At 71.9% G+C, this 19,336-nt stretch carries 18 protein-coding genes and 1 tRNA gene; 8 read left to right on the forward strand and 11 right to left on the reverse strand.

What is annotated here, in order from left to right; all coding sequences use genetic code 11:
• Positions 1-81: 81 nt before the first annotated feature.
• The gene (locus AB4Y83_RS15145; RefSeq protein ID WP_442297380.1) at positions 82-618 is read right to left on the reverse strand and encodes a hypothetical protein; all 537 of its coding nucleotides are present in this window, start codon (positions 616-618) and stop codon (positions 82-84) included.
• Positions 619-652: 34 nt separating this feature from the next.
• Positions 653-2,089, reverse strand: a complete 1,437-nt coding sequence (locus tag AB4Y83_RS15150) for an RNB domain-containing ribonuclease (protein WP_442274644.1) — start codon at positions 2,087-2,089, stop codon at positions 653-655.
• A 139-nt stretch (positions 2,090-2,228) separates the two neighbouring features.
• Here AB4Y83_RS15150 and AB4Y83_RS15155 point away from each other — a divergent pair, with 139 nt between their 5' ends.
• Positions 2,229-2,978 (forward strand): YaaA family protein, encoded by a 750-nt coding sequence (locus AB4Y83_RS15155; protein WP_442274645.1) that lies wholly within the window; start codon positions 2,229-2,231, stop codon positions 2,976-2,978.
• Between the two features lies 1 nt (position 2,979).
• Positions 2,980-4,071 (forward strand): SLC13 family permease, encoded by a 1,092-nt coding sequence (locus tag AB4Y83_RS15160; RefSeq protein WP_442274646.1) that lies wholly within the window; start codon positions 2,980-2,982, stop codon positions 4,069-4,071.
• 109 nt (positions 4,072-4,180) lie between these two features.
• Here AB4Y83_RS15160 and AB4Y83_RS15165 read toward each other — a convergent pair whose 3' ends face one another.
• The 8 genes from AB4Y83_RS15165 to AB4Y83_RS15200 form a co-directional block, all read right to left on the reverse strand.
• Positions 4,181-5,362 (reverse strand): O-succinylhomoserine sulfhydrylase, encoded by a 1,182-nt coding sequence (locus AB4Y83_RS15165; protein ID WP_056824959.1) that lies wholly within the window; start codon positions 5,360-5,362, stop codon positions 4,181-4,183.
• Positions 5,359-5,772, reverse strand: coding sequence for a rhodanese-like domain-containing protein (locus AB4Y83_RS15170; RefSeq protein WP_442297381.1), 414 nt, complete (start codon positions 5,770-5,772; stop codon positions 5,359-5,361). Before AB4Y83_RS15170 ends, AB4Y83_RS15165 begins: the two co-directional genes overlap by 4 nt.
• A 24-nt stretch (positions 5,773-5,796) precedes the next feature.
• Positions 5,797-6,795 carry a reverse transcriptase-like protein gene (locus tag AB4Y83_RS15175; RefSeq protein WP_442274647.1) on the reverse strand — a complete coding sequence of 333 codons (999 nt, stop codon included), beginning with the start codon at positions 6,793-6,795 and terminating at the stop codon, positions 5,797-5,799.
• A complete protein-coding gene (locus AB4Y83_RS15180; RefSeq protein WP_082620012.1) occupies positions 6,792-7,601 on the reverse strand; it encodes a zinc ribbon domain-containing protein in 810 nt (269 codons plus the stop codon). The genes AB4Y83_RS15175 and AB4Y83_RS15180 overlap by 4 nt, the downstream gene beginning before the upstream one ends.
• On the reverse strand, positions 7,529-8,419 hold the full coding sequence (locus tag AB4Y83_RS15185) for a Nif3-like dinuclear metal center hexameric protein (protein WP_442274648.1): 891 nt from the start codon (positions 8,417-8,419) through the stop codon (positions 7,529-7,531). The genes AB4Y83_RS15180 and AB4Y83_RS15185 overlap by 73 nt, the downstream gene beginning before the upstream one ends.
• Before the next feature lies 1 nt (position 8,420).
• Positions 8,421-8,493: transfer RNA gene (locus tag AB4Y83_RS15190), tRNA-Val, on the reverse strand.
• A gap of 45 nt (positions 8,494-8,538) precedes the next feature.
• On the reverse strand, positions 8,539-9,066 hold the full coding sequence (locus tag AB4Y83_RS15195; protein WP_442274649.1) for a peroxiredoxin: 528 nt from the start codon (positions 9,064-9,066) through the stop codon (positions 8,539-8,541).
• A gap of 102 nt (positions 9,067-9,168) precedes the next feature.
• On the reverse strand, positions 9,169-9,585 hold the full coding sequence (locus AB4Y83_RS15200) for a DUF3052 domain-containing protein (protein WP_056780006.1): 417 nt from the start codon (positions 9,583-9,585) through the stop codon (positions 9,169-9,171).
• Between the two features lie 294 nt (positions 9,586-9,879).
• Between AB4Y83_RS15200 and aceE the strand changes: the two genes are divergently transcribed.
• Positions 9,880-12,651, forward strand: a complete 2,772-nt coding sequence (aceE, locus tag AB4Y83_RS15205; protein WP_056780010.1) for a pyruvate dehydrogenase (acetyl-transferring), homodimeric type — start codon at positions 9,880-9,882, stop codon at positions 12,649-12,651.
• 183 nt (positions 12,652-12,834) lie between these two features.
• On the opposite strand, the gene AB4Y83_RS15210 is transcribed toward aceE, so the two are convergent.
• Complete coding sequence (locus AB4Y83_RS15210) at positions 12,835-13,752, reverse strand: type IV toxin-antitoxin system AbiEi family antitoxin domain-containing protein (protein ID WP_442274651.1); 918 nt, start codon at positions 13,750-13,752, stop codon at positions 12,835-12,837.
• 232 nt (positions 13,753-13,984) lie between these two features.
• On the opposite strand from AB4Y83_RS15210, the gene argG reads away from it, so the two are divergent.
• From argG to AB4Y83_RS15235, 5 genes are all read left to right on the forward strand, one after another.
• Positions 13,985-15,409, forward strand: a complete 1,425-nt coding sequence (gene argG, locus AB4Y83_RS15215) for an argininosuccinate synthase (RefSeq protein ID WP_442274652.1) — start codon at positions 13,985-13,987, stop codon at positions 15,407-15,409.
• A 113-nt stretch (positions 15,410-15,522) separates the two neighbouring features.
• On the forward strand, positions 15,523-15,987 hold the full coding sequence (locus AB4Y83_RS15220; protein ID WP_442274653.1) for an SRPBCC family protein: 465 nt from the start codon (positions 15,523-15,525) through the stop codon (positions 15,985-15,987).
• Between the two features lie 59 nt (positions 15,988-16,046).
• Complete coding sequence (locus AB4Y83_RS15225) at positions 16,047-16,763, forward strand: class I SAM-dependent methyltransferase (RefSeq protein WP_442274654.1); 717 nt, start codon at positions 16,047-16,049, stop codon at positions 16,761-16,763.
• A 104-nt stretch (positions 16,764-16,867) separates the two neighbouring features.
• On the forward strand, positions 16,868-18,214 hold the full coding sequence (locus tag AB4Y83_RS15230) for a PucR family transcriptional regulator (protein WP_442297382.1): 1,347 nt from the start codon (positions 16,868-16,870) through the stop codon (positions 18,212-18,214).
• Between the two features lie 46 nt (positions 18,215-18,260).
• A complete protein-coding gene (locus AB4Y83_RS15235) occupies positions 18,261-19,193 on the forward strand; it encodes an ACP S-malonyltransferase (protein WP_442297383.1) in 933 nt (310 codons plus the stop codon).
• Positions 19,194-19,336 lie beyond the last annotated feature (143 nt).

Here is a 19,336-nt window from a genome sequence, read left to right on the forward strand (position 1 = left end):
CATACGTCGTCTCTGGCCGGTCGGCGTGTGCAGGCAGAGGGGTCCTGACGCCGCTGGCTGCACACGAGGCTGCCCGGCCGTTCAGCGTCGCTCGGGCCAGGGCCAGTCGACGTCGACGGACCCGCCGACGGCGAGCCCGCACCACTGCTCCGAGAGCCGGTCGAGGTCGGCGAACACCGAGGCGAGCTCGCGGGCGCCGAGGTCGGTGGCTGCTCCCCCGGCCCGCTCGTGGTGGAGGTCGGGCGTCATCCCGCGCTGCCGGAGCCACGCCGGGTAGACGGCGGCCGCGAGCTGCTCCGACCGGCCGATCTGCGTGCCGCGCGCCTTGTTCCGTCGCTCGACCCGGCGCGCCCACGCCTTGGTGCGCGTCTCCTGTGTGGGCACGAAGGTGCCCGCGTTTCCGCCTGCGGCGAGCTGGCCGAAGATGCCGTCGCGCAGGCCGAACCGGTGCTCGACGACGAGGTGGACGAGGTCGTGCGGCGCGAGGTCGCTCCACCCCGGCGCCGGGCTCATGACGAGGTCGGTCGCGAGGTCACGCTCCACGCGCACCTCGTAGCGCCGTTCACCGGTCCTCACGAAGCGCACCCGCATGCCGACGAGGCTAGGAGCGCTGAGCATCCCCGGCCAGTGGATTTCCGCCGACGGGGTGTCCTCAGGCGACCGAGAGCGTGATCGTGCCGGTCCCGACGTCGGCGGCGTCGACCCGCAGGGTCACCGTCTCGCCGGCCTTCGCCGACCCGCTCGCCTTGGCCACGACGGCGAGGTCGATGAGCTGGACGATGACGCCCTTGTCGTTCTCGTCGACGACGACGCCCTGCACGGTGCTCCCGACGAGCGGGTGCAGCTCGGCGGCCTCGACGGCGTCGGTGCAGGCACGCTCGACCCCGTTGGTGCGCCGGTCGGACATCGACATGATCTCGGGGAGGGTGGGCAGCGCCTCACGGACCCAGCCCGGCACCTCCTCCCCCGCCGAGAGCGCCTCGCACACCACGAGCCCGAAGCGGTCGACGAGGCGCCGCAGCGGAGCCGTCACGTGCGCGTACGGGTTGGCGACGGCCGCGTGCGTCGGCTGCGCGGGCACCTCGCCGTCGAAGGGGGTGTAACCGGCGCCGCGGAAGAGTGACGTCGCCTCGTGGATGAGCGCGAGGTGCCGCGGGTTGCTGCGGTCCAGCGTGCGCAGCAGCTCGCCGTAGGACAGGTCCTTCGGCCAGTCGACACCGGCGGCCCTGACCTGCCGGTGGAAGCGCGCCAGGTCGCGCGGGTCCGGCGGCGGCATGGTGCGCAGGATGCCGATCTTGCCCCGGAGCATGAGGTCGGCCCCGCCCATGCCGGTGAGCAGCGAGATCTGAGCGTTCCAGTCCTCCGCGGCGAGCAGCGGCCGGAACGAGATCCGGAAGCCGCCGTGCTCGTCCTCCTCGACCTCCTGCTCGGGCATCGGCAGGGTCGCCCCGCCCCGCTGGCGCTCGAGCAGGACGCGCTTCTCGCCGACCTCCTTGAGCAGGACGAGGCACTCCTCGGCGGTGCCGGCGTCGACCTCCTTCTGCACCTGCTCGTAGTCGTAGCGCCGGACGCTGCGCACCATCGCGCGGAAGACCTCGACCGCCGTGCCCTCGCCGTCGGCGGCGAGCGTCATGTCCCAGACGAAGGCAGGACGCACCTGGTCGGGCAGCAGGCTCGCGGCGCCCTCGCTCAGCTCCGAGGGGTGCAGCTGGACCCGCTCGTCGGGGCAGTAGACCGTCTGGCCGCGGCGGCGCGACTCTGCGTCGACGGCGCCACCGGCGCGGACGAAGGCAGGCACGTCGGCGATGGCGTAGCGCACCCGGTAGCCGTCGCCGCTGCGCTCGATCGACATGGCCTGGTCGAGGTCCATCGACGTCGGCGGGTCGATGGTGATGAACGGGACGGCTGTCTCGTCCCGCTCCGGCAGGGTTGCGGCGCCGGCGGCTGCGGCGGCCTCGGCCAGCACCTCCGGCGGGAACCGGTCCGGCACCTCGAACTCGCGACGCACCGCCTCGAAGCGCGCCGTGAGCTGCCGTGCCACGTCGCCGGGCTTCGTCGCCGGGCGGAAGACGATGTGTCGCTGGGCCATGGCGTCACCCTACGCATCACGACGTGCTCCCCGGAGGTTGAGCACCCGCGGCACTCCGCGGCGACCCGGGCGATCGTTCGTCGCCCGCGACACGCGCGGGGATGAGACATCACTGTCCCGTTTGCCTAGGCTGACCCCCGTGCTCATCCTGCTTCCCCCGTCCGAGGGCAAGACCTCACCCCGGCGGGGGCGGTCGCTCGACCTCGGCAGCCTCTCGTTCCCCGAGCTGACGCCCCTGCGCGAGTCGGTCGTCGAGACGGTGGAGCGGCTGAGCGGCGAGCCCGACGCAGCGCGCGTCCTCGAGATCAACCCGAACCTCGTCGCCGACCTCGAGCGCAACACGGTCCTGCGCAGCGCTCCCACGGCGACCGCCTCGCACGTCTACACCGGCGTGCTCTACCAGGCGCTCGACGTCGACTCGCTCGACGCGGCCTCCAAGCGCCGCGCCAACCGCTGGGTCGTCGTCGTGTCGGCCCTCTTCGGTGCGCTGCGGCTCGGTGACCGCGTGCCGGCCTACCGCGTCAACATCTGCAGCACCCTCCCCGGCATCGGCTACCTGTCGCACGAGTGGCGCAAGGAGCTGCCGTCGGCGCTCGACGCCGCGGTGAAGCCGCGCGAGCTCGTCGTCGACTGCCGGTCGAGCACGTATGCCGCCGTCTGGCGTCCCACGGGCGAGCGCGCCGAGCGCTGGGTGCACGTCACCGTCCCCGGCGCCTCGCACATGGCCAAGCACACCCGCGGTCTCGTGACGCGCGAGCTCGTGCAGGCCGAGGCGCCGCGCACGCCGCAGGCCCTGGCCGAGCGGCTCTCGGAGCGCTTCGAGGTCGAGCTGACGCCCCCACCGCGTCCGGGCCGTCCGTGGCAGCTCGCCACGACCCCGAAGGCCTGACGTGCTCGACCTCAGCCTGCTCGTCGAGCGCGTGGCGCCGATCCTCGTCTTCCTCGTCGCGATCACCCTCGTCGCCGAGATCTGCGACCTGTCTGGTCTTTTCGACGTCATGGCGCACCACGCCGCGCGCGTCGCCAAGGGACGTGTGCTCGTGCTCTGGCTGCTCATCGTCGGGCTCGCGGTGGTGTGCACCGTCGTGCTCAGCCTCGACACGACCGCGGTGCTGCTGACCCCGGTGGCCATCACGGTGGCCCGTCAGGTCGGCGCCCCACCACTGCCGTTCGCCATGACGACGCTCTGGCTGGCCAACACGGCCTCCCTGCTCCTTCCCGTGTCCAACCTCACGAACCTGCTGGCCCTGCACCCGTTCGCGGCGCTCGGCGTCGGGACCCTGGGCTACATCAGGCTGATGGCCGTGCCGGCCGTCGTCGCGATCGTCGCGACCGTCGTGGTGCTGTGGCTGCTGCACCGGCGCGACCTCGGCAGCACCTACGACACTCCACCGGCCGCCGAGCCGCACGACCGGGTGCTCATGCAGGTCGCCGGCGGGGTCTGCGTGCTGCTCGCCCCGGCGTTCGTCCTCGGCGTCCAGCCGGCCCTGGCGTCCGTGCCGGCCGCCCTCGTCCTGCTCGCCGCGACCTACTGGCGCGCGCCCGAGCTGCTGCGCCGGATCAAGATGCCGTGGCTCACGGTCATGGGCATCTGCATCCTCTTCCTCGTCATCGACGCCGCGCTGCGCCTGGGGCTCGAGGCGTGGCTGCGCACCATCGTCGGGCACGGCACCGGCATCGGCGACCTCTTCAGGGTCAGCGGTCTCGGCGTGCTGACCTCCAACGGCATCAACAACCTGCCGGCCTACCTCGCGCTCGAGCCGACGGTGGCGGACGCACCCTCCCGCCTGGCCGCCCTGCTCATCGGGGTCAACGCCGGGCCCATCATCACGATGTGGGGCTCGGTCGCGACGCTGCTCTGGGCCTCACGCTGCCGGTCCGCCGAACTCTCCGTCGACGTCGGTCGCATCGCGCGCACGGGCGCCCTGTGCGCCGTCACGGTCGTGACCGCCGCGACCCTGGCCCTCGCCGCCACCACCTGACCGGCTGACCGGGCCGACGGCATACGCCATGTCGTCGACCACGCACCCTCGGGCCGGACGCACGCCGTACGCGGGGTGCGGCTGACCGCGGGGTGGGTCGATGCTGGACTCAGCCGAGAGCGCGCCGGAGGTCGTCGACGAGGTCCCGGACGTCCTCGAGACCGACAGAGACCCGCAGCACGCCGTCCGTGATGCCCACCGCGGCTCGCGCCTCGGGCGTCAGGCGGCGGTGCGTCGTCGTCGCGGGGTGCGTGATGAGCGACTTGGAGTCACCGAGGTTGTTGGAGATGTCGATGACCTGCAGGGCGTTCATGAGGGCGAACGCCTCGTCCTTGCCCCCGTCGAGCTCGAAGGTGACGACGGTGCCTCCGGCGAGCATCTGGCGCTTGGCCAGGTCGTGCTGGGGGTGCGACTCGAGGAACGGGTGCACGACGCGGCGGACACTCGGGTGCGCCTCGAGGAAACGCGCCACTTCGAGGGCGCTGTCGGCCATCCGCTCGACGCGCAGCGACATCGTCTCGAGCCCCTTGACGAGGACCCACGCGTTGAAGGGCGACATCGACGGCCCCGTGTGCCGCATGAGGTTCTGGACCGGCCCGTCGATGAACTCCTTGGGCCCGAGCACCGCGCCGCCCAGGGTGCGGCCCTGGCCGTCGATGTGCTTCGTCGCGGAGTAGACGATGATGTCGGCCCCGAGGTCGAGCGGCTTGGAGAAGACCGGCGTGCCGAAGACGTTGTCGACGACGACCTTCGCGCCGGCGGCATGGGCCAGCTCGGTCACGGCGGCGATGTCGACGAGCTCCTGCATCGGGTTGCTCGGCGTCTCGAAGAAGACGGCGGTCGTGGGCTCGGCGAGAGCCTCGCGCCACTGGTCGAGGTCGGCGCCGTCGACGAAGACCGTCTCGACGCCCCAGCGCGGCAGGATCTCGTCGAGGATGACGAAGCACGATCCGAAGAGGGCCCGCGACGAGACGACGCGGTCGCCCTGCCCGAGGAGCGCCGCGAGCGCGACGAAGACGGCGGACATGCCCGACCCGGTGGCAAAGCACGCCTCCGCGCCCTCGATCTGGCGCAGCCGCTCCTCGAACATCGCCACCGTCGGGTTGCCGTAGCGTGAGTAGACGAAGCGGTCGACGTCACCCTTGAAGGCCGCCTCGGCGTCCTCCGCGGTGTCGTAGACGAAGCCGGACGTCAGGTAGAGAGCCTCCGAGGTCTCCTCGAAACCACTGCGGGACAGGCCTCCCCGCACGGCGAGGGTGTCGGGGCGCCACTGCTGGCTCGCGTCGCTCATCCCTGCACCCACGGCAGGCCCGCAACCTTCCACCCGGAGACTGCGCGGTGGCGCTGCTCGTCGTGCGTTCCCTCGAAGCCCTCGAGGACGTTGTGCGACCGGGACCACCCGTTGCGGGTGGCCGCCTCGGCCGCGGCGACGGAGCGCACCCCGGAGCGGCAGAGGAAGTAGACGGGAGCGTCCTTGGGCACCCCGGCGGCCTCGAGGTCGGCGGTGAACCGCTCGTTGACCGTGCCCTCGGGATAGGTCTGCCACTCGACGAGGACGACGTCCTTGCCGATCCCGCCGAGGTCGGGCAGTCCGACGTAGGACCACTCCGCCCTCGTGCGCACGTCGACGAGCGCCGCACCGGGCTCGTCGCGCAGGACCGTCCAGGCCTGCTCGGGGGTCACGTCACCGGCATAGCTCATGTCCCGAATATCGCACAGCGTCCGTCAGGCGAGATGGTCGGTCCGATTGGTGAAAGCCACCGACGCGGACCCGTCCTCCCAGACCTCCACGGCGGTGAGGCTGCCGGCCGCCGTGGCCAGGGCCCAGAAGCGTCCGACGGGCGTGCCGAGCACGTCGCTGAGCACCGAGAGCACGCCTCGCCTGCTCGTCACCGCGACGACGGTGCCGCCGGCCGCGGCGAGCGAGTGGTATGCCGTCCGCACCCTCTCGTCGGCACCCTCGCCGGGCGCCTGGCCGGACCAGTCCCCCGACGTGTCCGCCTCGGCGTCGAGCGCCAGGGCGAGGTCGGCCACCACGCGCGTCGCGAGGTCGTCGTCGGCGCCGACGACCCGCGTGCCGGGGCCGACGAGGCGACGCACCGCCGCGACGATGCGAGGCGCGGCGCCTGCGTCGTGCGGCTCCTGGACGAGCAGGAGGCGCAGCGGGCGGACTCCTGGCTGAGGAGTGGACACGTCGGAGATGCCCTGAGCCGCAGGCGATTCCGCATCGGTCATCGAGTCAGTCTCGCCGTCACCCTCGGCGGTGAGGACCCGGTGGACGCTCTTGCCGTCCATCGCGTCGTTGCTCAGGGCGTCGGCGTCCTTGTTCTTCTCCCGCGGGATCCACTCGAAGTCGACGCTGCCGCCGGCGTCGACGATCTCGGCGCACAGGTCCCGGGCCTCGAGCGCGAGACGACGCATGTCCTCGTGCTTGATCTTCCACCGCCCCGACATCTGCTCGACGACGAGCTTGGAGTCCATCTTGACGCGGACCGACGCACCGGGTTCGAGGTCGAGCACGGCGCGCAGGCCGGCGAGCAGGCCGGAGTACTCGGCGACGTTGTTGCTCGCCTTGCCGAGCGGCTCGGCGAGCTCGACGAGGACCCGGCCGGTCGCGGGGTCACGGACGAGGGCGCCGTAGCCGGCGACCCCCGGGTTGCCCCGGGACCCGCCGTCGGCCTCGATGACGAGCCGGCGTCCCGACCCGCGAGACGCAGCGGTCACAGACCGGACTCGCCCGTGCGGATCATGATGCGGCGGCACTCCTCGCAGCGCACGACCTCGTCCTCGGGGGCGTTGCGGATGCGGGAGAGGTCGACGTTGCCGAGCTCGAGCCGGCACCCGCCGCACCGGCGGTGGCGCAGCTCGGCGGCGGCCATGCCACCGCTGCTGGCGCGGATCTTCTCGTAGAGGGCGATCAGCTCGTCACCGACACCCGCGACGATGTCGGCTCGTCCGGAGCCGACCTTCTCGGCCTCGGCGTCGAGCGTCGTCAGGGCAGCGGTGCGCTCGGACTCGAGGGTCTCGACGCGCGCGGCGAGCTCGACCCGGGCGGCCTCGAGCTCGGTGACCCGTGCGCTGAGCGACTCGGACCGCTCCATGACCTCGAGCTCGACGTCCTCGAGCTCGGCCTGACGGCGCGCCAGCGACGTCAGCTCGTGCTGGAGCGCCTGGAGATCCTTGGCGCTGCCCTGGCCGGCGTCGAGCCGCGCCTGGTTGCGCGCGGCGCGGTCACGCACGAGCTGGACGTCCTGGTCGGACTTCGTCAGCTCGCGCTGCACGTCGCCGGCAGCCGTGCGGGCGTTGACGATCTCCGTCTCCAGCGCAGCGAGCTCGCCCCGGGCCGCCTCGACCGCAGGGGTCTGCGGCAGCGTCGCCTTCGCGTGGGTGATCTGGTCGAGACGCGTGTCGATGGCCTGCAGGTCGAGCAGGCGCCACTGGCGGGACGGGTCGGCTTTCAGGACACACCTCCGGTTTCGGGAGCCGCCCGGTCGACCCGGGCGGCGTTCGCACCGACGACGAACGTCCACGGCTCGGTGCGGATGGCTGAGACTCTGGACTCGACCCTAGTCGTTCCGGCGACCTGTTCCAGCGCCGTCATCAGCCGCTCGCGGCCGCTGGCGAGCCACAGCGACTCCGTCGCCCAGTGACCCGCATCGATGAGGTAGGGCGTGCCGCCCCGCGCCTCCTCGCGCGCCTCGAGCACCGGGTGGTGGCGCAGGTCGGCCGTGACGTAGACGTCGGCGCCGCTCGCACGCACCTCGTCGAAGCGGTCGTCGCCCGAGCCGCCCATCACCGCAACGGTCCTCACGACCCCGTCGGGGTCGCCGCTGACGCGGATCCCCCCGGCCGTGTCGGGCAGGGCGGCAGCAACGACCTCGGCGAACTCGACCAGCGTCATGGGCGACGCGAGCACGCCCACCCGACCGATCGCGTTCGCGCCCTCGGTCGACAGGGGGCGCTGGTCGGCGAGGCCGACGGCGTCGGCGAGCACCGTCGAGATGCCGGGGTCGGCGACGTCGGCGTTCGTGTGACCCACCCACAGCGCGACACCGGCGCGGACCAGCGCCGTGACCGAGGCGCCCTTGGCCGACGACGTCGCGACGGAGTGCACTCCGCGCAGCAGCAGCGGGTGGTGGGTCACGAGCAGGTCGGCGCCCCACTCCAGTGCCTCGTCGATGACCGCGAGTGTCGGGTCGAGGGCGAAGAGGACGCGGCGTACCGGCTGGTCGAGGTCGCCGACCACGAGGCCGACGCGGTCCCAGTCGGCCGCGCTCTCGAGGGGGTAGAGCGACTCGAGCGCCGCGACGACGTCACGGAGGCTGAGGGTCGGGGCGAGGTCGTCCACGTGGGCCCGGCCGGGCTCGAACCGACGACACCCGCGGTGTAAACGCGGTGCTCTACCAACTGAGCTACAGGCCCTCACGCGCCGACAGGTGACACGCGGGGCTCACCGGCAGGCGGCGGTCAGCCTACGGCATCGCGCGCAGCCGCGCGGAGCGTCGCGAGCGCCTCGCGGTAGGCCACGAAGTCGCGTCCCTGACCGATGCCGCGGACCTCGGTCCAGACGATGTGTCCCGTGCGGTCGACGAGGAAGGTGCCGCGCAGCGCGAAGCCGTCCTCGTCGTTCAGGATCCCGTAGCGCCGCGCCACCTCGCCGTGTGGCCAGAAGTCGGACAGGAGCGGGAAGAAGTGCCCCTCGGCGTCGGCCCACGCGCGCAGTGTGTACATCGAGTCGCACGAGATGGCGAAGACCTGGATGTCGTCGTCCTGGAAGTCCTCGAGCCCGTCGCGGATCTCGCGCAGCTCGCCGCGACAGATGCCCGAGAACGCAGCCGGGTAGAAGACGACGACGGCGTTCTTGACGTCGCGCACGGCCGACAGGCTGACGTCGACGCCGTACTGGTCGACGAGGGTGAAGTCGGGCGCCAGCGCGCCGACGCCCAGCGGGGCGGACGCCTGGACCGGGGACTCGGTCGGGTGCGCGTTCGTCATGGCGGCAAGTGTGACACCACTGCCCGGGAGTCGCCGCCACCCTCGACAGCGGGCCGGGCCCCGGCCCGTCGCGGCGGTCCCGGGCCGGAGGTCAGGCGTGGGTCAGCGGCGCGGACCCTTCGGGGGCATGAGCCGGGTGGCCGCCCAGTCGGCGGCGACGTTGACCTGCCCACCGGTCGTGAGGCCCGCCGTGGACGCGGCCTCCTCGACCTCGCTCGCGTCGACGTGGCCCGGCCGTCCGGCCTTCGGCGTCAGCAGCACGATGAAGCCCTGGTCGAAGAGCTTCGTCAGCCCGTCGACCATGAGGTCGACGAGGTCGTCGTCGCCGTCGCGGTACCAGAGCAGCACCCCGTCCGCGCCGTCGTTGAAGTCCTCGTCCTCGAGCTCGGTCCCGATGGCGTCCTCGAGCTCGAACCGCAGGTCGTCGTCGACGTCGTCGTCATAGCCGAACTCCTGGACGATCTGCCCCTTGGCAAATCCGAGCTTGCTCAAGGACGCCGCTCCCGCGGTCTCGCTCACTGTCACCGGTCCTCTCGATCGTTGGCGCGTCGTGTCATGGCGTGGGTGCCACGAGATCAGTGCACTGACTCCGACGCTATCGCGCAAGCCCGACCCGGTGGGTGCGCAACGCGCACGCCGCGCCAGAGGGAGCACACGGCATACCAGCGGGTGGGACGGCGGAGACGCCGCAGTGGCCGTCCCGGGGCTGGACCCGAGTGTGACGGCCACCACGGTTTGGTAGAGGATGGGTGGGTGCAGCGCCGTGGCCGACCGGCCGCGGGCGCCGCCTCGCGACGAGAAAGGACCCACGACGTGGCATCCGAGGCCGGACCGATCCTCAACGGCATCCCCAGTCAGCTCCCGGACATCGACCCGGACGAGACGCAGGAGTGGATCGACTCGCTCGACGCCGTCCTCGACGAGAAGGGCCGGACGCGGGCGCGCTACATCATGCTCAAGCTCATCGAGCGCGCGCGCCAGCAGCAGGTCGGCGTCCCCTCCCTGACGGCGACCGACTACATCAACACGATCCCGCCGGAGCGCGAGCCGTGGTTCCCCGGCGACGAGGACGTCGAGCGCGAGATGCGCCGCTACATCCGCTGGAACGCCGCGATCATGGTGCACCGCGCCCAGCGCCCCGGCATCGGCGTCGGCGGGCACATCTCGACGTACGCGTCCGCCGCGACGCTCTACGAGGTGGGCATGAACCACTTCTTCCGCGGCAAGGACCACCCCGGCGGCGGCGACCAGATCTACTTCCAGGGCCACGCCTCCCCCGGCATGTACGCCCGCAGCTTCCTCGAGGGCCACCTCACCGAGGCTCAGCTCGACGGCTTCCGCCAGGAGAAGAGCCACCGTGTCGACGGCACCGTCGAGGCCGTCCCGTCCTACCCGCACCCGCGGCTGCTCCCCAACTACTGGGAGTTCCCGACGGTGTCGATGGGCATCGGCCCGATGAACGCGATCTACCAGGCGCAGTTCAACAAGTACCTACACAACCGCGGCATCAAGGACACCAGCCAGCAGGACGTCTGGGCCTTCCTCGGTGACGGCGAGATGGACGAGCCCGAGTCGCGTGGCCTGCTCCAGCTCGCGGCCAACGAGGAGCTCGACAACCTCAACTTCGTCATCAACTGCAACCTGCAGCGCCTCGACGGACCGGTCCGCGGCAACGGCAAGATCATCCAGGAGCTCGAGGCGTTCTTCCGCGGCGCCGGCTGGAACGTCATCAAGGTCGTCTGGGGCCGCGGGTGGGACCCGCTGCTCGCCGCCGACCGCGACGGCGCGCTCGTGCACATCATGAACCAGACGAGCGACGGCGACTACCAGACCTTCCGCGCCAACGACGGCAAGTACGTCCGTGACCACTTCTTCGGTCGCGACCCGCGCACGGCCAAGATGGTCGAGGACTGGTCCGACGACCAGGTGTGGTGGGACCTCAAGCGCGGCGGCCACGACTACCGCAAGGTCTTCGCGGCCTACCAGGCGGCGCGCCAGCACACCGGCCAGCCGACGGTCATCCTCGCCAAGACGATCAAGGGCTACGGCCTCGGTTCGCACTTCGCCGGCCGCAACGCCACGCACCAGATGAAGAAGATGACGCTGGACGACCTCAAGGCCTTCCGCGACAGCCTCCGCATCCCGATCACCGACGAGCAGCTCGAGGCCAACCCCTACCAGCCGCCGTACTACCACCCGGGTGCCGACAGCGAGGTCATCAAGTACTCGATCGACCGTCGCCAGAAGCTCGGGGGCACGCTGCCGAGCCGGCGCGTCGACTTCGAGCCGGTCAAGCTGCCCGGCGACGAGGCGTACGCCCAGGTCAAGAAGGGCTCGGGCAAGCAGGAGGTCGCCACGACGATGGCGTTCGTCCGCCTGCTCAAGGACCTGTTGCGCGACAAGGAGTTCGGCCCGCGCATCGTGCCGATCATCCCCGACGAGGCGCGCACGTTCGGCATGGACGCGTTCTTCCCGACGATCAAGATCTACAACCCCAACGGGCAGAACTACACGCCGGTCGACGCCGAGCTGATGCTCGCCTACCGCGAGAATGTCAGCGGCCAGATCCTGCACCTCGGCATCAACGAGGCGGGCTCGCTCGCCGCGTTCACGGCGGCCGGCACGTCCTACGCGACGCACGGCAAGCCGATGATCCCGATCTACGTCTTCTACTCGATGTTCGGCTTCCAGCGCACGGGTGACTCGATCTGGGCAGCAGCCGACCAGATGACGCGCGGCTTCCTCATCGGCGCGACGGCCGGCCGCACCACCCTGACGGGTGAGGGCCTCCAGCACGCCGACGGCCACAGCCCGCTCCTGGCCGCGACCAACCCGGCCGTCGTGCACTACGACCCGGCCTACGCCTACGAGATCGCGCACATCATGCAGGCCGGCCTCAAGCGGATGTACGGCGAGGGCAACACGCCCGAGGAGTCGAACGTCATCTACTACCTCACGGTCTACAACGAGCCGATCCAGCAGCCGAAGGAGCCCGAGGCCGTCGACGTCGAGGGCATCCTGCGCGGCATGCACCGCATCTCGGTCGCCGACACCGAGGGCTGGACGCACGAGGCGCCGCGGGCGCAGCTGCTCGGGTCCGGCGTCGGTGTGCCGTGGGCGCTCGAGGCGCAGCAGCTGCTCGCCGACGACTGGGGTGTGGCCGCCGACGTCTGGTCGGTCACCTCGTGGAACGAGCTCCGTCGTGACGGCCTGGCGGCCGACGAGCAGGAGTTCCTCTCCCCGGACGGCCCGCCGATCAAGCCGTGGGTCACCCAGTGCCTCGAGGGCACCGAGGGCCCGGTCGTGGGCGTCTCCGACTACATGCGGGCCGTCCAGGACCAGATCCGCGAGTGGGTCCCGGGCACGTACGCCACGCTCGGCGCCGACGGCTTCGGCTTCTCCGACACCCGCGCCGCGGCCCGCCGCTTCTTCCACATCGACGGCCCGTCGGTCGCCGTGCGGACGCTGCAGCTGCTCGCCAAGGAGGGCAAGGTCGACGCCGACGTCCCCCGTCGCGCCGCCGAGAAGTACCAGCTCGACGACGTCACCGCCGGCACCTCCGGCAACGCGGGTGGCGAGAGCTGACGCTCCCCCGCTGACGTATGCCGTGTGGCCCGGTCCCTGCCCAGGGGCCGGGCCGCACGACATACCGGCCACCCGCCCCCACCCCAGCGACACCGGTCGCTCTCACCCGCGCGGGTCGCTCTCACTGGCACCGCAGGCCTCCGGCGTCGCTGAGCCCGAATGCGGCCGCTGAGCGCCGACCCGTCACGCGGCCAGGGCCAGGGCTGCCGCCAACCGCCGCGCGACCCGCCTCGGGTCGTCCAGGTCGCTCCAGACCACCCGGACCACGACCCAACCGGCCCGCCTCAGGGCATCCTCGCGCTGCTTCTCCTCGAACAGTGCGCGGCGGTCCTCGTACTTGACCGCACCGTCGAACTCGACGAGCACCCGTGTGCCGACGATCCGGAAGTCCGCGCGGTAACGCCGGCCCTCAGCCACGACCTCGACTTGCGGTTCCACCGAGTGACCCAGAGCCGCCAGCAGGAAGGCAGCGCGCGACTCACCCGGCGACTCGTGCCGCGCATCCGCGAGGGGCAGCGCAGCTCGGACCGGGCCGATGCCGGTGTGGGTCGCGAAGACCTCAACCGCGCGGGACAGCGCATCCGGGGTGGCCGCCCCCGCGTGCAGAGCGCCGTCAGCCGACACCATGAACGCCTCGGGCCCGGCTGTCATGCCGGCTTGGACGGCTGCCCACGCCGTCGGTACGAGCCGCGGCCGGTCCGGTGCGAGCAGGTCCGGTGCAGGGATACGGAGGTTGCCGACGCGCCGGTGCACGGTGACGCCGCGTCGGGTGACCGACACGCCACCTCGCGTCTCGACGAGCGAGGTGAGGTGCACGGTCGTGAGATCGGCCGCGAACGTCGGAAGCCCTGCCACGACGAGACATGAGTGGTGACTCAGGGCGGCGCGTCCGCGCAGCGCCCTCCCGACGGCAACGGCAGTGAGCCGGTGCAGTGCTTCACGGGCCGGCGGGTCTCCGTCGACGACGGCATACCAACCGGTCGTGAGGCGCAGGCAGCGCCCCTGACGGACGAGGCGGGCCAGCGCGTTGCGGTCCAGTCCGAGGCGGGCCGCGTCCGAGGTCGAGAAGACGCCGTCACGCGCGATGAGGTGGAGGTCCATGCGCTCGAGCGTCCATTGAGCGCGCACCCAGGGCGACGGTCCCCCGACGGGTTGTGGACGACGTGGGCCGGTCCCAGGAGGATGTGGACGGCTCACCAGCGCCGCAGTCCTCCACCCCCGCTGAGCGCGACCGGCGCTGCTGAGCGGGAGCCCGCCGCCCGGCCTACGCGAGGCCCGCGGCGACCCCGACGCGATTGGATAGGTATGCGCTGCTGTGCATATACTTACATCCATGTCCAAGGTCCTGACCTCGCTCCCCGTCGGTGAACGTGTCGGCATCGCCTTCTCCGGCGGCCTCGACACCTCTGTGGCTGTTGCCTGGATGCGTGAGAAGGGCGCGGTCCCGTGCACCTACACGGCCGACCTCGGGCAGTACGACGAGCCCGACATCGACTCCGTCCCCGGCCGCGCCGGCCAGTACGGCGCCGAGATCAGCCGTCTCGTCGACTGCAAGACCGCGCTCGTGGAGGAGGGGCTGTCCGCCATCGCGTGCGGCGCCTTCCACATCCGCAGCGGCGGCAAGACGTACTTCAACACGACTCCGCTCGGCCGCGTCGTCACCGGCACCCTGCTCGTCCGCGCCATGCAGGACGACGGCGTCTCGATCTGGGGCGACGGGTCGACCTTCAAGGGCAACGACATCGAGCGGTTCTACCGCTACGGCCTCATGGCCAACCCCAGCCTGCGCATCTACAAGCCGTGGCTCGACGCCGACTTCGTCACCGAGCTCGGCGGCCGGCACGAGATGTCCGAGTGGCTGACCGCACGCGAGCTGCCCTACCGGGCGTCCGCCGAGAAGGCGTACTCCACCGACGCGAACATCTGGGGCGCGACGCACGAGGCGAAGACCCTCGAGTTCCTCGACGAGTCGATCGAGGTCGTCGAGCCGATCATGGGCGTCAAGTTCTGGGACCCGTCGGTCGCCATCGAGACCGAGGACGTCACGGTGCGCTGGGAGCGCGGTCGCCCCGTCGCCGTCAACGGCACGGAGTATGCCGACCCCGTCGCCCTCGTCGACGCGGCCAACCGCATCGGCGGCCGCCACGGCCTCGGCATGAGCGACCAGATCGAGAACCGCATCATCGAGGCGAAGTCGCGCGGCATCTACGAGGCCCCCGCCATGGCGCTGATCCACATCACCTACGAGCGCCTCGTCGCGGCGATCCACAACGAGGACACGATCGCCAACTACCACGCAGAGGGCCGCAAGCTGGGCCGCCTTCTCTACGAAGGCCGCTGGCTCGACCCGCAGGCGCTCATGGTCCGTGAGTCCATCCAGCGCTGGATCGCCTCGGCCGTCACGGGTGAGGTCACGATCCGCCTCCGCCGAGGTGACGACTGGTCGATCGTGGGCACCGCCGGGCCGGCCTTCAGCTACCACCCCGAGAAGCTCTCGATGGAGCGCACCGAGGACGCCGCCTTCGGTCCCGTCGACCGCATCGGCCAGCTGACGATGCGCAACCTCGACATCGCCGACTCCCGCGCCAAGCTCGAGCTGTATGCCGCCCAGGGCCTTCTCGGCGCCGATGCCCGCGAGCTCGTGGGCGAGCTGACGCCGGGTGGCGCGGCCGCGATCTCGGCCAACCCGGCCGCCGTGGGCGTCGACAACGAGGACGACGCGCTCGACCGCGCCGCCATGGAGTTCGGCACCGACTGAGGGTCCCGTACACCGCCGTTCGAGGTGATCCCGGTGGCCGGCTGGCTGCCGGGATCACCTCGATCCGATGAGGAGGCGGTCCTGCGAGCACTCGGATCGGGTAGGGGCCCTGTATGAGCGACAACGGAAGAATCACCGTCCAGCGCACCATCGACGCCCCGGCTGCCGAGATCTTCGACGTGCTCAGCAACCCGAAGCGCCACCCCCAGCTCGACGGGTCCGGCTTCGTGCGGTCCGACGAGAAGGCCGAGCGCATCCAGCACGTCGGCGACGTGTTCCGGATGAACATGGCCGGTGACCACATGGGTGGCGAGTACCAAACCGACAACACGGTCTCGGGCTACTCGCACAACTCCCTGCTCGCGTGGAAGACGGCGCCGGCCGACACCCCGCCGCCCGGGTGGGAGTGGATGTGGGAGCTGTCGCCGGAGGGCCCGAACGCCACCCTCGTGACGCTGACCTACGACTGGAGCCACGTCACCGACAAGGAGATCCTGTCCAAGGTCAGCTTCCCGCTCGTCGCGAAGAGCCAGCTCGAGGACAGCCTCGGCAACCTCGCGTCAGCCGTCGCGAGCTGACCGACGCACCCGTCGGCGGTCATGGGGTCTCCCCGTGGCCGCCGCTAGGGTGGCCGGTCATGGACTCGACCACCCATCTCACCGCGAGCGACCACGTCGCCCGCCAGTACGCCTCCACGGACAACCTCCGCACGCGGCGTGACGTGTGGGGCCCGGGCCCCGAGGGCGTGTCCCCGGTGGACGTGCTGCGGACGCTCGTCGTCTCGTCCCAGCCAAGGCGTGTGATCGAGATCGGCTGCGGCACCGGAGCATTCGCTCGCTCCGTCCTCGCCGAGGCCCCTGACGTCGACTACGTCGCGACCGATCTCTCCCCCGCGATGGTCGAGGCGACCCGAGCCTTGGGCGTGACCGCGGAGGTGGCGTCCTCCGACGCCCTGCCCTTCGGTGACGGCTCGTGCGACGCCGCCGTCGCGGCCTGGATGCTCTACCACGTGCCCGACCTCGACGGCACCCTCCGCGAGGTGCGCCGCGTCCTGCGCGACGGGGGCACGCTCTACGTCGCGACCAACGGCCGCGAGCACCTCGCCGGGCTGCTTCTCGAGGCGGGCGGTGACGCGCTCGTCACCCAGTTCATGTCGGAGAACGCCGCCGAGGTGCTCGGTCGACACTTCGAACACGTCGTCCAGCGCGACCTCGAGACCCGCGCGACGTTCGCCGACCACGCGGCCGCGAGCGCCTACCTCGCTACCTTCTCCCCCGACCTCGCGGCCTCTCTCCCCCACTTCGAGGGTCCGCGGACGTATGCCGGCCACACCGCCGTCCTGTCGGCCCGCTGACCCGCGCCCGCCGGCGACGCACCACCGGCCGCGACCGTCAGGTGCGCAGGAGCGTTTGTGAGCRGCATACAAAGTCGGGGCAGCCGGACACCTAGGCTGGGCCCGTGAGCGGACCGCGGCAGCACCCGAGCGAGGCGACGTCGCGCGCCGTCGAGCGCAGCGCCGGCGAGCTCTCGACGCTCGCTGCCCAGCGCATGGAGGAGCACCTGCGGTGGTACCGCGACCTCTCGGCCGAGGAGCGCTCGCAGGTCGGGCTCGTCGCCCAGGCCGGCATCTCGCAGTTCATCGCGTGGTTCCACCAGGAGGAGAGCCACCCACCGTCCGCCATCTCGATCTTCGCGAACGCGCCGCAGGAGCTGACCCGATCGGTCAGCCTGCGCCAGACGCTCGACCTCGTGCGGACCGTCGTCGACGTCGTCGAGTCGCGGGTCGAGGGCTTGGCCGCCCCCGGCGACGAGCAGCTGCTGCGCGAGTCGGTGCTGCGCTTCTCCCGCGAGATCGCCTTCGCCGCCGCGGAGGTCTACGCCGGCGCGGCGGAGGCCCGTGGTGCGTGGGACGCCCGGCTCGAGGCGCTCGTCGTCGACGCCGTCCTGCGCGGCGAGGCCGACGACTCCATGCAGTCGCGGGCCAGCGCGCTCGGGTGGGGGGAGCTCGCAGACGTGACGTTCGTCGTCGGCAGCACCCCCACCGCGAGCGGCGGAGCGGTACCGGCCGTCGACGACCTGCGCCGGGCGGTCCGGCAGCACGGGGTCGAGGCGCTCGCCATCGTCCAGCGCTCGCGGCTCATCGCGATCCTCGGCGGCACCCGTGAGGCGCCTCGGATCGTCGAGGCCGTCGCGGACTGCTTCGGGCCCGGACCGATCGTGCTCGGACCGACCGTCCCGCACCTCTTCGCGGCCGGACGCTCGGCACGCGCCGCCCTGAGCGGGCTCGCGGCCGCGCCCGCCTGGCCCGATGCGCCGCGCGTGCTCGAGTCGGACGCCCTGCTGCCCGAACGAGCCCTCGCCGGCGACCCCCCGGCCCGCCGCATCCTCGTCGACCGCATCCACCGACCGCTGTCCGCGGCCGGTCACGCACCACTCCTCCAGACGGCGACCGCCTACCTCGAGCACGGTGGGTCGCTCGAGGCGACGGCGCGGGTCCTCTTCGTGCACCCCAACACCGTGCGCTACCGACTGGGGCGCATCTCCGACGTCACGGGCTACGACCTCACGACTCCGCGCGAGGGCTGGGCGGTGCGCATCGCCCTCGCCCTCGGGCGCCTCACGACGACCCCGGCCACTGGCGCAGCCGGCTCCGCCGGGTCGGCCGGGTCGGCCGTCGTCGGTGCTGCCGGCAGCGCGGGCGACGGCGTCGCGGCCACGGCGTCGCGGGTGCCCCGGCTCCGGCCGCGCACGACCGATCGTTCTCCCTTGGAGGAAACCTCCAAACTATCCCCGACGACTTCGTGACATTCGGTGGCGAGGTCCTCACCGGTAACCGGGAAAGGTTGAGCACGTGCTAGCGATCGTCTGCCCTGGACAGGGCTCCCAGACCCCCGGTTTCCTCGCCCCGTGGCTCGAGCTCGACGGCGTGCGCGAGCAGCTGTCCTCCCTCGGCCGCGCCGCCGGGCACGACCTCGTGGCCCACGGCACCGAGTCCGACGCCGAGACGATCAAGGACACCGCCGTCGCGCAGCCGCTCATCGTCGCGGCCGGCCTCGTGACGGCCTCCGCGCTCTTCCCCTCACGCGCCGAGCTCGCCGCCACGGGCGCCGTCCTGGCCGGACACTCCGTCGGCGAGCTCACCGCGACCGCCCTCGCGGGCGTCATCACCGACGACCAGGCGATCGCCCTCGTCGCGACCCGCGGACGCGCCATGGCCGAGGCCAGCGCGGTCACCCCGACCGGCATGGCGGCCGTGCTCGGCGGCGACCCCGAGGAGGTCCTCGCGGCCCTCGAGATCCACGGACTGACGCCGGCCAACATCAACGGCGCCGGCCAGGTCGTCGCCGCGGGCACCCTCGAGCAGGTCGAGGCGCTCCGCGCGGCGGCGCCGGCCAAGGCTCGGGTCATCCCGCTCCAGGTCGCCGGGGCGTTCCACACCCACCACATGTCCCCTGCCGTCGACGCGCTGACCGCCGCCGCGGCTGACGTGACGCCGTCGGCGCCGACCGTCCGCCTGCTGTCGAACGCCGACGGCGCCACCGTGGCCGACGGACCCGACGCCCTCGACCGGCTCGTGCACCAGGTCAGCAACCCCGTGCGCTGGGACCGCTGCATGGAGACGATGCTCGCGCTCGGCGTCACGGGCCTGCTCGAGCTCGCTCCGGCTGGCACCCTCGTCGGTCTCGCCAAGAGAGCGATGCCCGGAGTGGAGACCTTGGCCGTCAAGACGCCCGACGACCTCGAGGCGGCGCGTACCCTCGTCGCCGCTCACGCGTCCACCTGACGACACCGACGTCCCATGACTGGCGCACCGACCCCGACAGGGGCACGCTCGTGGAGAGGTCCCCGTCCGGCGGCGACCCCGCCTCACCAGGACCTCCCCCGCGCCGCACCACGACCCACCTGAACCCTCACCCTCGAGAAGGC

This window comes from Terrabacter sp. RAF57 (assembly GCF_052113925.1).
Lineage (GTDB): Bacteria > Actinomycetota > Actinomycetes > Actinomycetales > Dermatophilaceae > Terrabacter.

Excerpts from the sequence above, each read along its gene's own strand:
- AB4Y83_RS15145 (WP_442297380.1), bottom strand. The coding sequence starts at position 618 with ATGCTCAGCGCTCCTAGCCTCGTCGGCATGCGGGTGCGCTTCGTGAGG.
- AB4Y83_RS15150 (WP_442274644.1), bottom strand. The coding sequence starts at position 2,089 with ATGGCCCAGCGACACATCGTCTTCCGCCCGGCGACGAAGCCCGGCGAC.
- AB4Y83_RS15165 (WP_056824959.1), bottom strand. The coding sequence starts at position 5,362 with ATGAGCGACGCGAGCCAGCAGTGGCGCCCCGACACCCTCGCCGTGCGG.
- AB4Y83_RS15170 (WP_442297381.1), bottom strand. The coding sequence starts at position 5,772 with ATGAGCTATGCCGGTGACGTGACCCCCGAGCAGGCCTGGACGGTCCTG.
- AB4Y83_RS15195 (WP_442274649.1), bottom strand. The coding sequence starts at position 9,066 with ATGACGAACGCGCACCCGACCGAGTCCCCGGTCCAGGCGTCCGCCCCG.
- AB4Y83_RS15210 (WP_442274651.1), bottom strand. The coding sequence starts at position 13,752 with ATGGACCTCCACCTCATCGCGCGTGACGGCGTCTTCTCGACCTCGGAC.
- argG (WP_442274652.1), top strand. The coding sequence starts at position 13,985 with ATGTCCAAGGTCCTGACCTCGCTCCCCGTCGGTGAACGTGTCGGCATC.
- AB4Y83_RS15220 (WP_442274653.1), top strand. The coding sequence starts at position 15,523 with ATGAGCGACAACGGAAGAATCACCGTCCAGCGCACCATCGACGCCCCG.
- AB4Y83_RS15225 (WP_442274654.1), top strand. The coding sequence starts at position 16,047 with ATGGACTCGACCACCCATCTCACCGCGAGCGACCACGTCGCCCGCCAG.